This window comes from Streptomyces yongxingensis, assembly GCF_055597465.1.
Genome location: NZ_CM145717.1, coordinates 9,731,684 through 9,745,215 on the forward strand (window position 1 = coordinate 9,731,684; position 13,532 = coordinate 9,745,215).

14 protein-coding genes and 1 pseudogene are annotated in these 13,532 nt (G+C 70.3%); 7 read left to right on the top strand and 8 right to left on the bottom strand.

Going from position 1 to position 13,532, the window contains the following annotated elements; genetic code table 11:
* Positions 1 to 32: 32 nt before the first annotated feature.
* On the bottom strand, positions 33 to 869 hold the full coding sequence (locus ACZ6TD_RS41595) for an enoyl-CoA hydratase/isomerase family protein (protein ID WP_471346535.1): 837 nt from the start codon (positions 867 to 869) through the stop codon (positions 33 to 35).
* Between the two features lie 107 nt (positions 870 to 976).
* On the opposite strand from ACZ6TD_RS41595, the gene ACZ6TD_RS41600 reads away from it, so the two are divergent.
* Both ACZ6TD_RS41600 and ACZ6TD_RS41605 read left to right on the top strand, forming a co-directional pair.
* Positions 977 to 1,369 (top strand): winged helix-turn-helix transcriptional regulator, encoded by a 393-nt coding sequence (locus ACZ6TD_RS41600; RefSeq protein WP_471358509.1) that lies wholly within the window; start codon positions 977 to 979, stop codon positions 1,367 to 1,369.
* Between the two features lies 1 nt (position 1,370).
* Positions 1,371 to 1,467 (top strand): annotated as a pseudogene (locus ACZ6TD_RS41605) (IS5/IS1182 family transposase); the annotation flags it as partial.
* Positions 1,468 to 1,729: 262 nt separating this feature from the next.
* Here ACZ6TD_RS41605 and ACZ6TD_RS41610 read toward each other — a convergent pair.
* From ACZ6TD_RS41610 to ACZ6TD_RS41620, 3 genes are read right to left on the bottom strand one after another with little or no spacing between them, the layout of a single operon-like run.
* Positions 1,730 to 2,185, bottom strand: coding sequence for a cupin domain-containing protein (locus ACZ6TD_RS41610; RefSeq protein WP_471358512.1), 456 nt, complete (start codon positions 2,183 to 2,185; stop codon positions 1,730 to 1,732).
* A 23-nt stretch (positions 2,186 to 2,208) separates the two neighbouring features.
* A complete protein-coding gene (locus tag ACZ6TD_RS41615) occupies positions 2,209 to 3,129 on the bottom strand; it encodes an NADP-dependent oxidoreductase (protein ID WP_471346536.1) in 921 nt (306 codons plus the stop codon).
* Between the two features lie 38 nt (positions 3,130 to 3,167).
* A complete protein-coding gene (locus ACZ6TD_RS41620) occupies positions 3,168 to 3,707 on the bottom strand; it encodes a sigma-70 family RNA polymerase sigma factor family protein (RefSeq protein WP_471346537.1) in 540 nt (179 codons plus the stop codon).
* 329 nt (positions 3,708 to 4,036) lie between these two features.
* On the opposite strand from ACZ6TD_RS41620, the gene ACZ6TD_RS41625 reads away from it, so the two are divergent.
* A complete protein-coding gene (locus ACZ6TD_RS41625; protein WP_471346540.1) occupies positions 4,037 to 5,398 on the top strand; it encodes an NAD(P)/FAD-dependent oxidoreductase in 1,362 nt (453 codons plus the stop codon).
* A 75-nt stretch (positions 5,399 to 5,473) separates the two neighbouring features.
* Here the strand turns inward: ACZ6TD_RS41625 and ACZ6TD_RS41630 are convergent, their stop codons facing one another.
* Positions 5,474 to 6,397: a LysR family transcriptional regulator gene (locus ACZ6TD_RS41630; protein WP_471346541.1), complete on the bottom strand. Its 924-nt coding sequence runs from the start codon at positions 6,395 to 6,397 to the stop codon at positions 5,474 to 5,476.
* Between the two features lie 84 nt (positions 6,398 to 6,481).
* Between ACZ6TD_RS41630 and ACZ6TD_RS41635 the strand changes: the two genes are divergently transcribed.
* Complete coding sequence (locus ACZ6TD_RS41635) at positions 6,482 to 7,243, top strand: sulfite exporter TauE/SafE family protein (protein WP_471346543.1); 762 nt, start codon at positions 6,482 to 6,484, stop codon at positions 7,241 to 7,243.
* 18 nt (positions 7,244 to 7,261) lie between these two features.
* Here ACZ6TD_RS41635 and bla read toward each other — a convergent pair whose 3' ends face one another.
* On the bottom strand, positions 7,262 to 8,218 hold the full coding sequence (bla, locus tag ACZ6TD_RS41640; protein WP_471346545.1) for a class A beta-lactamase: 957 nt from the start codon (positions 8,216 to 8,218) through the stop codon (positions 7,262 to 7,264).
* 179 nt (positions 8,219 to 8,397) lie between these two features.
* Between bla and ACZ6TD_RS41645 the strand changes: the two genes are divergently transcribed.
* Both ACZ6TD_RS41645 and ACZ6TD_RS41650 read left to right on the top strand, forming a co-directional pair.
* Positions 8,398 to 9,330 carry a LysR family transcriptional regulator gene (locus ACZ6TD_RS41645; protein ID WP_471346546.1) on the top strand — a complete coding sequence of 311 codons (933 nt, stop codon included), beginning with the start codon at positions 8,398 to 8,400 and terminating at the stop codon, positions 9,328 to 9,330.
* Positions 9,327 to 10,229, top strand: coding sequence for a serine hydrolase (locus ACZ6TD_RS41650; RefSeq protein WP_471346548.1), 903 nt, complete (start codon positions 9,327 to 9,329; stop codon positions 10,227 to 10,229). The genes ACZ6TD_RS41645 and ACZ6TD_RS41650 overlap by 4 nt, the downstream gene beginning before the upstream one ends.
* 2 nt (positions 10,230 to 10,231) lie before the next feature.
* On the opposite strand, the gene ACZ6TD_RS41655 is transcribed toward ACZ6TD_RS41650, so the two are convergent.
* The gene (locus ACZ6TD_RS41655) at positions 10,232 to 10,987 is read right to left on the bottom strand and encodes a dienelactone hydrolase family protein (protein ID WP_471346550.1); all 756 of its coding nucleotides are present in this window, start codon (positions 10,985 to 10,987) and stop codon (positions 10,232 to 10,234) included.
* 141 nt (positions 10,988 to 11,128) lie between these two features.
* Complete coding sequence (locus ACZ6TD_RS41660) at positions 11,129 to 11,737, bottom strand: 3'-5' exonuclease (protein ID WP_471346551.1); 609 nt, start codon at positions 11,735 to 11,737, stop codon at positions 11,129 to 11,131.
* A gap of 194 nt (positions 11,738 to 11,931) precedes the next feature.
* Here ACZ6TD_RS41660 and ACZ6TD_RS41665 point away from each other — a divergent pair, with 194 nt between their 5' ends.
* Positions 11,932 to 13,488, top strand: a complete 1,557-nt coding sequence (locus ACZ6TD_RS41665; RefSeq protein WP_471346553.1) for an alpha-L-arabinofuranosidase B — start codon at positions 11,932 to 11,934, stop codon at positions 13,486 to 13,488.
* Positions 13,489 to 13,532: the final 44 nt, after the last annotated feature.

Genomic DNA, 13,532 nt, shown 5'->3' on the forward strand with positions numbered 1-13,532 from the left:
GTCCGCGGCCTTTCCGGCCCGTGACTCTCGCTCTACAGGCCGGCAGCGAGGCTGCGCATGACCGATTCCAGATCGCGCTCGCCCGCAGGGGTCTGCACACCGTGCTCCAGAGCCCCTGTCATGAGCCGTGCCGGCAGATCCCCGCTCACCAGCTCGGCCCATGCCTTGTTTTCCGCTCGCAGGCCGTCGGTCAGGTCCGCCGGAGGGACCAACTGCTTCGCGGCGGCGATGAGCTCCGGGGAAAGCGCGGAGATCTTCTCCGCCACCCCGTCGACGAACGCGTCCAGCTCGGCCGCGGGTACCGCACGGTTGATCCACCCATAGGCGGCCGCGGTGTCCGCATCCACCAGATCACCGGTGAGCAGGAGTTCCAGCGCCCGGTTGCGCCCGACCCGCTCGCGCAGGTACTGCGTGCCTCCGCCGCCGGGCACGATGCCCATCAGCACCTCGCTCTGGCCGATGCCCGCGGTTTCCCGCGCGGCGAAGGTCATGTCGGCCGCCGCGATGAACTCGGCGCCTCCGGCTCGGGCCTTGCCCGCCAGTTTGACGATCGTCACCTGCGGCTGGTGGCGTAGCAGCTCGCCGACCCCCTGGAAGAGGTTGGCGTCCGGGTTGCGTTCCGCGATCTCCCGCAGCTCGTCCATCTCGTCGAGGATGTGGATGTCGACGTGGGCGATGAAGAACTCGGGGTTGGCACTGGAGAACACGATGACGCGGACCGAGCGGTCATCCCGCAGCGTCCCGAGGGCGTCGTGCAGCTCACGGATCAGGGTTCCGCTGAGCACGTTGACAGGGGGGTTGTCCAGGGCGATCCGCGCGACTCCGGCATCGATGGCGACGCCGAGTGTCGTGTACCGGTCCAGGTTCATGAGCGTTCCAAGGTTTGCGGTGGGCTAGTAGGTTTGCAATGCATACCAACCCTGGGCTCTGCACCGTGAGCGGTCAATAACGCACTTTCCGACAACCAAGGATCATGATGGATACCAGCCCCTCGCCCCTGCCGCCCCGCGGCACTCCGCGGTTCAGTGCCGAGTGCCCGAGCCGACCCATCCTCGATCAGATCTCCGACAAGTGGTCGATGATGGTCATGGCGGTCCTGGAGCAACCGACGCGGTTCAACGAGATCAAGCGACAGCTGGAGGGCGTCACACAGCGGGTACTGACCCAGACACTGCGGAGACTCGAACGCAACGGCATGATCCGGCGCCGGGTCCTCGAGACCTCCCCGCTCGGCGTGGAGTACTCCCTCACACCCCTCGGCGAGTCGTTCCGCGGCCCTTTCACACGCCTGCACGAGTGGACGGTCGAGCACAGCGACGAGGTCCTGTCAGCGCAGCACGAATACGACGCGCGGTCATCGGGACAGTAGCCGCCCGGCCAGGTGGTCAAAGGCTCGGGTGTGGGCGAAGCTGCACCGGCTGGTGCTGGACGAGCCCGGCTCGCGGGGGCGCCCTGGACTGGTCGCGGTAGACAGGGCAGGCACACGTTCCGCGATCACGGAGTTGCGACACTCTGTGATCATCGGGGAGACGTGTGCCTGTGCTGCGATCATGGCCAGAACGTCGACGCGGTTGAAGCGTTCATCACCGTTGCCGGCCAGACGACCGCCGAGACCTGGCCTGAGGTGAGTACGGCCGCGACGTCGTTGTGGTCTTCGTCGCTGACGTGCCCGTCCGGCACACGCGTGACCGCCTCGGTCAGGCGGAGGGCGGCGGGAGGCGCGGACGGGCTACGACCTCGGGTCGTCGACCTTGAGCTTGGCTCCGGTGTTGGAGACGTAGACCACCAGGAGCTTGGCCGGCTTGGTCCGGTTGGTGTTCTCGGTGAGGACGTGGTGGGCGCCCGGCCGCTCGACCCAGTTCTCGCCCTGGCGGTAGGTGCGCACGGGCGTGCCGGCGAGCTTGCTGCGCACGGTGCCTTCGAGGACGTAGGCGTAGACGAACGCCTGGCCGTGCCGGTGCGGCAGCGCGCGTGCGTTGGGCGGGAAGTCGACGACCATCGAGGTGAACGTCTTGCCCTTCACATTCGGGAGGGCCTGCTGGAGCAGGGGCTTGAGGGTTTCGGTGGGGTGCTTCGATGTCACGGCCGCGGTGGGCGTCTTGGCGTGGGCGGGCTGGTCCGAGGCGGTGCAGGCCGTGGCCGCGGTCAGCGTGGCGAGGGCCAGGAGGCCAGCGGCGATCCGCATTCCGGTCACGATGGGTCTCCTGTTCAGTCTTCCGCGACGCGGATGATCGTCTTGCCCGGGGTGCGGGTGGCGGGGGCGAACGCGGCGGGTGCTTCGGTGAGTGGCCGTACGGCGCCGACGACGGGCTTGAGCCGGCCGTCCCTCACTCGCGTGGCGAGGTCGGTGAGCCGGGCGCGGTCGGGTTCGACGACGAAGAAGATGGCCCGCCCGTCCTTGGGCTGGACCTTGGGCGGCATGACGATGGTGACCAACGTGCCACCGGCCCGGACCAGGGCGGCCGAGCGGTCGAGGATGTCGCCGCCGATCACGTCGAACACGACGTCGACCTCGCCGACGTCCTCCAGCTTCTCAGTCCGCAGGTCCAGGAAGGTGTCGACGCCCAGTGCGAGCGCGGTGTCCCGGTCGGCGGACCGGCCGGTGCCGATGACGCGGGCGCCGGCCTCGCGGGCCAGCTGCACCGCGATCGAGCCGACGCCGCCCGCGGCACCGTGGATCAGGACGGTCTGGCCTGTGGTGAGGCGGCCGTGGTCGAACAGGCCCTGCCAGGCGGTCAGCCCGGAGATCGGCAGCGCGGCGGCCACGGTGTGGTCGATGTCCGCAGGCAGCGGGGCGAGGTTGCGGGCCTCCACCGCGGTGTACTCGGCGAGCGAGCCGTTGCGGGCCCAGTCGGCCAGGCCGAACACCCGCTGGCCGACGCTCAGGCCGGTGGTGCCGAACCCCAGCTCTTCGACGACACCCGACAGCTCGTGCCCGGGCACGCTCGGCGTCCGGTCGCGGCCGGCGCGATCGATCCAGGTGCCTGGCCAGTCCAGCTCTCCGGGGGTGAAGCCCGCGGTGTGCACCCGCACGATGACGTCGTTCTCGGCCGCGTGGGGGTAGGGCATGTCCGTCAGGGACAGCCCGGCGAGACCGGCGTCACGGTCTCGAACAGTGATGGCTTGCATAAAGGTCCTTACTGGGGGAGGGCGCACGAGCGCGCAGCTCAGGCGTGAGAAAGCTGGTCCGGGTTGATGACCCTGCGGTACGCGGTTATCAGACCGTCTGTGATCTGCGGCGTGTCCACGGAGTAGACACGGTCCTCCCGGTGGAACACCAGGGCGAGCTCGCCGCCGACCTCGACGAGGTCGATGCGGTCCGGACGCCACTGGCGGCCCGCACGCACCATCACCTCGGCGACGCTCTCACCACCATGGATCAGCTTGCGCGCCGCGGCAGCCTTGCCGCCATCCAGCACCTCGGCGATCCGGCCGAACTCACGGCCGAAGACCTCGTGCAGGACGGAGGCCATCCGCTCCGGCGGGCTCAGCTCCTCCATGATCAGGAGCATCGCGGAACTGACGGACTCGTCGACAAGGACCGGTTCCGATGCCTCCGGCCCCGTCAGCAGCGGTTCCGGCAGCCACGGCCCGACATAGGTCTCCCGGCGGAAACGGGCACTCTCGACCGCGGGCCGATGGCGCTCCCAGTCGGCTCCGAGCACGTCCTCCCGCCCAGACGGCCCCGGCGCATGCCCGTCACCCACGCAGACGCAACCTCCTCCAGCTCGCGGATCCAGAGTAGCCATCCGAACTCGTGATCTGCGGTGCGCCGCACCCGGAGGACGGGCGGTCACCAGGCCCGCCAGGAAGCTCCGGAATTCCATGGCTGCCGTCCGGGCTCATGGCAGAGGTGTGACCAGTCCCGGTTCCCTTCCCGGAGCTGTCGCTGGGGCCCGAGTCTCCTCACGCCGGCGCGCGCATCTTGCGGTGAGCCACGAGGATGGGTGGTAGGAACCGAATGCCGGAGCCTTGTAAAGCCGGCCGCGATGAGTCGGCATCCTGCGAACGCAGCTCCCGAGAAGGGAGGGACACCGTGGCGCGCCTCAGGATTCTCGTCGTGGGCGCAGGCTTCGCGGGCGTCGCCTGCGTAGGCCGTCTGGAGCGTCGGCTGGCCCCCGGCGACGCGGACATCGCGCTCGTCACGCCGGTCTCCTACCAGCTGTATCTGCCGCTGCTGCCACAGGTCGCGGCGGGCGTACTCACTCCGCAGTCGGTGGCGCTCTCGCTGCGCCGCGGAAGGTACCGCACCAGGATTATCCCGGGCCTTGCCATCGGCGTGGACGCCCGGGCGAAGGTCTGCGTCGTCCGCCGGATCACCGGGGAACTGACGAACGAGCGCTACGACTACATCGTGCTCGCGCCCGGCAGCGTGACCCGCACCTTCGACATCCCCGGCCTGAAGGAACACGGGCGCGGCATGAAAACGCTCGCCGAGGCCGCGTACCTGAGGGACCACGTCATCGCCCAGCTCGACCTGGCCGATGCCGCTGTCGACGAGCAGGAGAAGATCTCCCGACTACAGTTCGTTGTCGTCGGAGGCGGCTACGCGGGCACTGAGACGGCGGCCTGCCTGCAACGGCTCACCACCCACGCGGTGCGGCGCTACCCACGGCTCGATCCACGCCTGATCAGGTGGCACCTGATTGACATTGCGCCGAAGCTCATGCCCGAGCTGGGTGACAAGCTCGGCCGCAGCGCGATGGAGGTGCTCCAGAGGCGCGGGGTGGAGATCTCGCTCGGTGTGTCCGTCGCCGAGGCGAGGCCGGACCAGGTCACCTTCACCGACGGCCGGGTCGTCCCCTCCCGGACCTTGATCTGGACCGCGGGAGTGGTCGCCAGTCCGCTGGTGGGAACGCTGGGGGCCGAGACGGTACATGGACGGCTCGCCGCCACCGCGCAGATGACGCTGCCTGGCTTCGACGGCGTCTTCGCGCTGGGCGACGGCGCCGCCGTACCCGACCTGGCGAGGGGCGACGGCGCAGTCTGCCCGCCCACCGCGCAGCACGCCCACCGGCAGGCCAAGACAGTGGCGGACAACGTCATCGCCGCGCTCCGCGGCGAGCCGCTTCGGTCCTACCGGCACAGGGACCTCGGTCTGGTGGTCGACCTGGGCGGCAGGGACGCGGTCGCCAAGCCGGTGGGCGTCGAGCTGCGTGGGATGCCCGCGCAGGCGGTGGCCCGGGGCTACCACGTGGGGGCGATGCGCACCAATGTCGCCAAGGCGCGGGCGTTGACGAACTGGATACTGAACGCGGCTGCGGGCGACGACTTCGTACGGATCGGGTTCCTCGCTGAGGAACAGCCGTCGCTGCGGCACTTCGAACAGACCGACGCCTACATGACACCGCGGCAGGTGCGGGAGCACACCGCCTCACTCAACGCCGACCAGGGCTAACGCCGCCGACCCGGCATGTCGTCGAATCGTCATACGACCGGCGCCACTCTTGGGCCGTCGTCCATTCAACAGGTCCTAGGCCGGAAGGCCATCGCCCCCGTCCGGCTCGGACATGGCCGCGCGGCGCAGATGTTCGGCGAGTGCCGCGGTGGCGGAGGTGGACGAGGCCCGGGCCTTCGCGCCCCAGGCCAGCAGATGGTGGCGGCGCGCCCACGGATCACGGAGGTCGCACACGTCGAGCGGATGGTATGGGGCGATGGCACGGCGTGGCACGACGGCGAGGCCGACACCGGCGGCCGCGAGGGAGACCAGGGTGTTGAGGTGGGCGACGGTGGTGCGGTAGCGCACCGCGGGAGCGTGCGGGCCGAGGTTCTTCTCGATCGAACGGCGCAGCGAGGAACCGGCGTCGAGCCCCACGAGCGGATGCTCGGCCACCTCGCTGTAGGTCACCTCGGTACGCCCCGCGAGGATCCCGCCGCACTGGCCGATCACCACCAGGGAGTCGTCGCCGAGGGGTTCCATGGTGAGACCGCAGTCGCGGGCCTCGTGGTCGAGGACGACGCCCAGGTCCGCCTCGCCGTCGGCGAGCATCCGCACGGTCCGTGGGGTGCGGCTCTCGGACACCTCGACGTCGACGTCCGGGTGTGCGCGGAGGAACGAGACCAGGGCCCGTGGCACCAGGCGGTGCATCGCGGAGCCGCCGCCCAGCAGGGTCAGCGGGGCGGTCGGCGGCCGGGCGTAGCTTGCCACGGCGCTTTCCAGACGCGCCGTCCGGTCGAGCACGTCCCGCGCGTGGCGGGCCAGCGCCGTCCCCGCCGGAGTGGGGCGCACGCCCCGCCGTCCGCGGATCAGCAGGTCCACGCCCGCGTGATGCTCGAGCGAGCGCACCCGCGCACTGGCCGACGGGAGGCTCAGATGCATCCGGCGAGCGCCCGCCGTGATCGAGCCCTCCGCCACGATGTGGAGGAAGAGCCGCAGGTCGTCCAGGTCATACCGCACCCTGATGAGCCTATGGCACAGCCTTGGGCCGGCTACGCGGATCACGCATTGTGGGCCCACGGGCCATGGGGCGATGCTCGGCGGGTGTCCGAGACAGTGCTTGTTCTGCTGGCGGGTGTGGCCGCCGGGGCGTTGAACGCCATCGGGGGCGGGGGCACGTTCGTGGCGCTCCCCGCCCTGGTGGCGGCCGGTCTGTCCCCCGTGACGGCGAACGCGTCCTCGACCGTGGCCCTCGTCCCCGGGAGCGTGGCGAGCGCGTGGGTGTACCGGCGCGATCTCGCCCCGGTCGGGGACACGTCCACGCGGGCCCTGACGGCGGTCAGTGTGATCGGTGGCGGGCTCGGCGCAGGTCTGCTGCTGGCGCTGCCCGCGGTGTCGTTCGACGCCGCGGTGCCCTGGCTGCTCGCCTTCGCCACGGTGGTTCTCGCCTTCGGGCGCCGCGTCTCCCGCGCGGTGAGCGAGGCGAGGGGCCATGCGGTCGGCATGAGCCCCCGGGCCGTCCTGCTCGGGCAGTTCCTCCTCGCCGTGTACGGCGGGTACTTCGGCGGTGCCGTAGGCATCATGATGCTGGCCGTGTGGAGCATCGGCCTCGGTCTCGACACCTCGACCGGCAACCCGATGCGGGTCGCCCAGATCACGGCCATCTACCTCAGCGCGACCGGGCTGTTCCTCATCGCCTCGGACGCGCTGAGCGCACCGCGTCTGCTCGCCGCCATGGTGGTCGGGGCGGTGGCCGGTGGCGTGGCCGGAGCGCGGATCGCCCGCCGTCTGCCCGCGTGGCTGCTGCGGGGCGTCATTCTGACCACCGCCGTGACCATGACCGTCCTGTATTTCCTGCGCGGCTGAGGGCCCGGCCGACGGGTGTTACGAGATCGTGTCGGCCACCACGGACGCCGCGTCCGCGATCAGCTTGTTGTCGAACGGGGTGTCCTTGTCACCGCGGTACGACATGATCGCCACGACGAGGGGAGCGGCGTCGGGCCGCCACACCACGGCGATGTCGTTGCGGGCGCCGTAGTAGGTGCCGCTTCCGGTCTTGTCGCCGACCTCCCAGCCCTTGGGCATTCCGGCCCTGATGAGCTCGTCCCCGGTGGTGTTGGTCCGCAGCCACTTCGTGAGCTGCGCGCGCTCTCCCTTGTCGAGGACGTCGCCGAGGACGAACGCGCGCAGGTCCTTGGCCATCGCCCGCGGGGTGCTGGTGTCATGCGTCTCGCCCGGCACCCATTGGCTCAACCCCGGTTCAGGGCGCTCCATTTGGATGACGTCGTCGCCCAACTTCTCGAGGATGGTGTCGAGACCCTTGGGCCCGCCGAGTTCGTCGAAGAGCAGATTGGCCGCGGTGTTGTCGCTGTAGCGGACGGCCGCGTCACACAGCGCGCCCAGGCTCATCCCGGTGTCCACGTGCTTCTCGGTCACGGGGGAGTTCTCGACCAGATCGTCCTTGGAGTACCGGATCACCCGGTCCAGCCCGCTCAGCTTGTCCTTCCGCAGCACGGCACCGGCGGCCAGCGCCTTGAACGTGGAGGCGAAGGCGAACCGTTCGCCGTCGCGGTACGCCACCTCGTGTCCGGTGCCGGTGTCGATCGCGTAGACCCCCAGGTGGGCGTCGTAGGAGCGCTCCAGCTTCTTGAACTCGCCGGTGAACGCCTTCGCGTCCGCGCCCGGACGCGTCGTACTCGCCCTCTCGGCGGAGGTGGACGAGGAGTTCGACGGCCCCGACGCGTCCGGGGAGTCGTCCTGGCCGCAGGCCGTCAGCGGGACGAGGAGCGCGAGCGTGGCGAGCGTGCTGACAGCGGTGTGCCGGGCACGGGTGAATCGCATGAATCGCATGGTCCGAACCTCCGGTTGGGTCCCCGTCACGCGGGGCGCACACGGGGTGGAACGACCGGGCCCCTCTTCCGGGGCCCGGTCATGGCGTGGTGATCACTTTCGCCGTCGGCGGCCATGCGGTCCAATACGCTCGTGCGCTTCTTCATGCTGATCCGGCATAGAGTGCGGGGGTGGATCTGGTGGGAGTGTGCCGGGCGTTCGTCAGCGTGAGCGAGCGGGGAAGTTTCACGGTCGGGGCGGCCGCCGCCCGGATGTCCCAGTCGGTGGCCAGCCGTCGCGTGGCCGCGCTGGAGGAGCGCTTCGGGGAGCAGCTCTTCGAGCGCACCTCGCGGCGGGCCGTCCTCACCCCGTTCGGGCGGGAGATGCTGCCGGTGGCCAGACAGCTCGTACAGGCGGCCGATGTGCTGCTGCACGAGGCGGAGGCGGCCAAGCGCAAGCCGTGGCGGCTCGCGGTGCCCGGCATCTGCTCCACGGCCGGGCTCGCCCACCTCGTCGCCGAGGCGCGAGGGCACGGGGTCACGCTCGATCTCCGCGTGGCGGCGCCCGCACAGCGCCTGGAGCTCATCCACGCACAGCAAGTGCGGGCCGCCTTGCTCGCGGTGCCCGCGGACGAGGCCAGGTGGTCGGTGCCGCTCGGGCTCGCCGGAGTGCGGGACCCCGGTGTGCGGCGGGTCTATCTCGAGACGCTGCGGGTCGGCCGGGTCGCTCGGGGCCCGGCCCGCCGGATATGGATCCAGCCGGAGGACGATGTGCCGCACATCCGCGACCCGCTGACCCGGCTGCGCGACGCGGTCGGTCTGCGGCCCGCGCAGCTCGTGGCCGCCACCGATCTGACGACCGCCGCCGCCGAAGTCCTCTGCACCCGCGACCTGTTGCTGTGCTCTCCCGCGCAGGCGGAAGAACTCGCCCTGAAGTGGCGGCCCATCGGTGAGATCGCGCTCGGCCGGGGGTTCGCCCTCGCCGCCGCCGCGGACGGCAATCCCCAGCACCTCGAAGGGCGCCTGGGCGGCGCCATCGCCCGCTGCCTCGGCGCGGGTGCCGAGGCGGCGCGCACACGGGCGGGCGCCGCGGAAGCGGGCGCCGCGGAAGGAGCCGAGGCATGAGCACCGAGGCGCTGCTGAGCGATCTGCGCGGGCAGTTGCGCGACGGCGGCCTGCACGGCTGTCTGCTCGTACGGGATCTCCACACGGGGGACGAGGTGGGGATCGACCCGGACACCCAGCTGCCCTCCGCCTCCCTGGTCAAGGTCCCGCTCGCGGTGGCCACGGTGGAGCGCATCAGGCGTGGCGAGCTCGACGGAGCCACGATGCTCGATGTGCCGCCCGGGCGGATCACCACGCCCGGCCCCACCGGGCTGAGCCGGTTCCGCCACCCCGTCCGGATCGCGGTCGACGATCTGCTCTATCTGAGCACCTGTGTGAGCGACGGAACGGCGGCCGACGCGCTGTTCGACCTCACCCCGCCCGCCCAGGTGGCCGAGATCCTCCACGAGCTCGGACTGCGTGGCATCACCGTCCGGCACCGTACGCACGAACTGAGCGACACCCCGGTGGAGCGCTTCGATGCCGCACAGGTGCATCTCGCCCACGCCCTCGCCATCGACGCCGGCACCAGCGGCCGCGGCCATCGGGTGCCGCAACTCGACACCACCCGCGCCAACACCGGCAGCGCCCGCGCCTGGGTGGAACTGCTCCAAGCCCTGTGGACACCGTCGAAAATCCACCCCGACGTCGGCTTGCGCGTACGCGACCTCATGGCGCACAACGTGCTGCGGCACCGACTCGCCCCGGACTTCAGCTCCGACGCCACCACCTGGTCCTCCAAGACCGGCACGCTCCTCAACCTCCGCCATGAGATCGGGATCGTCGAGCACTCCGACGGTCAGACGTTCGCCGTCGCCGTCCTCACCGAGTCACTGGTGCCCGCCAGTACCCAGCCCGGTGCCGAGGCCCTGATGGCGCAGGTGGCCCGTACCCTGCGGGACCACCTCCGGCAGCTCTAGGGTCAGAGAGTGCGGCCGAAGAGGTCGAGCAGGGCCTCCCAGTGGCGTTCGGCGGCCTCGGCGTCGTAGGCGGAGGTGTCGGCCTGGGTGTAGCCGTGCTGAGCGCCCGTGTAGACCTCGGTGCGGTGGCGGACACCGGCCTCGGTGAGGGCCTTGTCCAGGCGCTCGATCTGCTCGGGGGGAAGGGCGTGATCCTGGTCCGCGTGTCCGAAGTACAGCTCGGCGGTGATCCGTTCGGCCACCGTGTGCGGGCTGTCCGGTGCCTCCGTGGCCAAGTGGGCACCGTGGAAACCGGCCGCCGCGGCGACGCGGTCGGGATGCGCTCCGGCGGTCCGCAGGGCCAGCCCGGCGCCCAAGCAGTAGCCGGTGAGGCCCACGGGCCCGTCGGTGGCCTGCGGGCAGGCGGCCAGCCAGTCGAGATAGGTGCCGGCGTCGCGCATGGCGCGCTCGGGAGTGAGCTCCCGCGCGATCGGGGCGATGTGCTCGAAGATCTCCGGACGCGCCGCCGGGTCGAGGAAGCCGGGCAGGTCCACCACGGGAGCGCGCCCGTGGCGGTAGAACACGTTGGGCACCAGCACGGTGTAACCGGCCGCGGCCAGACGGTCGGCCATCCCCCGCAGATGGGGCCGGAGGCCGAACGCGTCCATGTACAGCAGAACGGCCGGGTGGCGGTCGGTGTCGTCGGGATGGGCCAGATAGGCATCGGCGATGCCGTCCTGGGTGGGGATGTCCACGGCCGTTCCGCGCACTGCGGTCATGTGGGGTTCCTTTCCTCGATACGTACCGGACGGCGCGCGAGCACCGCCGAGCAAGATCTCCGGCCTCTCGGGCCCATCGTGCCACTCGCTGTCGGCGCGGCGGACGCCACGCTCGCCGATGGCCGATCCGTCAGAAGGGCCCTAGAGGCACCCCTCGGGCAGGGCGGCCCCACCGGCGCGGACGTGTCCGATCGCCGCGGCGATCGAATAGCAGTCGAAGAGCGCCGAATGCTCCTTGCCGGCCGCGGGTTTGGGCAGGCCGAGCGCTTCCCACAGCCGACCGGAATTGGTCGAGGCCGTTGTCGGGGCGATGGTGTTCAGCCATGGCCGGATATTCAGGAAGGGGGTGGTGAAAAAGCCGTTCTTGATCTCCTCGCCGCGGGCCCGGGCCCACCCCACGTTCTCCCCGAGGACGACCATGTCATTGCCGTAGGAGAGGACGGACTGCCCCCGGCAGAACGCCAGGAAGTCGCCGATCGCCTCGGCGGGGGCGACTCCCTCGCGGTCCACGGTCTGCTGGTCGATGCCCGTGAGGCCGGTGAAGAACGGGGACAGCCGCGGATTGACCACCGGTCTGACCAGCGCTTCGTATTCCTCGACAACGGAGTAGGCGGAAGCGGAAGAGTCGGTGCTGATGCGCAGCGCGCCGATCTGGACGATTTCGCGAAGCTGCCCCGGTTCCGACCAATCCTGCTCGAGCGCTCCCGACCATGTGGTGAACTCAAGGTCGAACACAACAAACGTCGACAAACGGTCTCTCCTCGATGTGCGGTGGGGGCGAATGAACCGTACGAGTCGCCGCGCAGGAGGCTACTCCTCCGTGCGGGGTCATTGACGCCGACGGTCGCCAGTCCTACCGTCAGGTTCGATTTCACGGCCAATGTGCGATATATCGAACGCACATGAGAATGGCATGCCCCTGGCACTCACAGAAGGGCACCACCATGAAGGTTCCTTCGGGTCTCACGAGGGTGAGAAGAGCGCTGCTGTCGGTGGGTGCGACAGCGACTCTCGTCCTCGGGCTCCTGGCCGGCGGCTCGGGCACATCCCACGCCGCGGCATCCCTGCCGTGCGACATCTACGCCGCGGCCGGTACGCCCTGCGTGGCCGCGCACAGCACCACCCGGGCCCTCTACGCCTCCTTCAACGGCCCGCTCTACCAGTTGAAACGCGCCTCCGACGGCGCCGTGACCGACGTGGGAACACTGACGGCGGGCGGCTACGCCGACGCCGCCCGGCAGGACTCCTTCTGCGCCGGAACCACATGCGTCATCAACGTCATCTACGACCAGTCACCGCGCCACAACCACATGCCCATCGAACCGGCCGGCACCGCGGGCCCCGCCAACTCCGGTGTGCCCGCCGACGCGTTACCCGTGACCGCGGGCGGCCACCAGGTCTATGGCGCGTCCTTCTCCGGCCGCATGGGCTACCGCCACACCGCGGCCTCCGGTGTCGCCGTCAACGGCCAGCCCGAGGGGATGTACATGGTCACCTCCGGCACCCATGTCAATGGCCTGTGCTGCTTCGACTACGGCAACGCCGAGGTGCGGATCGCCGACACCGGCAACGGCCACATGGACGCCATCAACTTCGGCACGGAGTGCTGGTTCCCGCCGTGCAGCGGATCCGGGCCCTGGGTGCAGGCGGACCTGGAGAACGGCCTGTTCCAGTCGGACAGCGGCTACAGCAAGAACCCCTCGAACACCGGCAACTCCGCGCCCTTCGTCACCGCCCTGCTGAAGAACAACGGACAGAACTACTTCGCCCTCAAGGACGGCAACGCCCAGTCCGGCAGGCTCACCACCCAGTACGCGGGTCCCGAGCCGTCCAGGCCGGGCTACTCGCCGATGCACCAGGAGGGCTCCATCGTCCTCGGCACCGGCGGCGACAACAGCAACGGGTCCATCGGCTCGTTCTTCGAGGGCGTGATGACCAGCGGCCTGCCGACCGACGCGGCCGACGACGCGGTGCAGGCCAACGTCGTCTCCGTGGGCTACGGCGCGCCCAGCCCCGTGGCGGGCGGCACCCTCGACGCCGGCTCGACGATGTCCCTGCGCGCCACCACCCCCGGCTACACCGACCGCTACGTGCGCCACCAGTCCAACAGCGCCGTCACCTCCGTGGTGTCCTCCGGCAGCTCCGCGCTCGACAAGGGCGACGCGTCCTGGATCGTGCGCCGCGGCCTCGCCAACGCCTCCTGCGTGTCGTTCGAGTCGCGCAACTACCCCGGCGACTTCCTGCGCCACTACAACTACCAACTGCTCCGGCAGCCGATGGACGGCACCGCCGTCTTCCGGGCCGATGCCACCTTCTGCCCCCAGACCGGCAAGAACGGCCAGGGCACCTCGTTCGCGTCCTACAACTACCCCGACCGGTTCATCCGCCATTACGAGAACAAGGTCTACATCGCCTCCAACGGAGGGTCCAACCCCTTCGACAGCGCCACGTCATGGGCCGATGACGTGAGTTGGCGGGTGTCCGGGCCCTGGACGCCGTAGGAGGCCCGTAGGGCGGCCTGGCCGGCCGCAGGACGGTCTCGGGG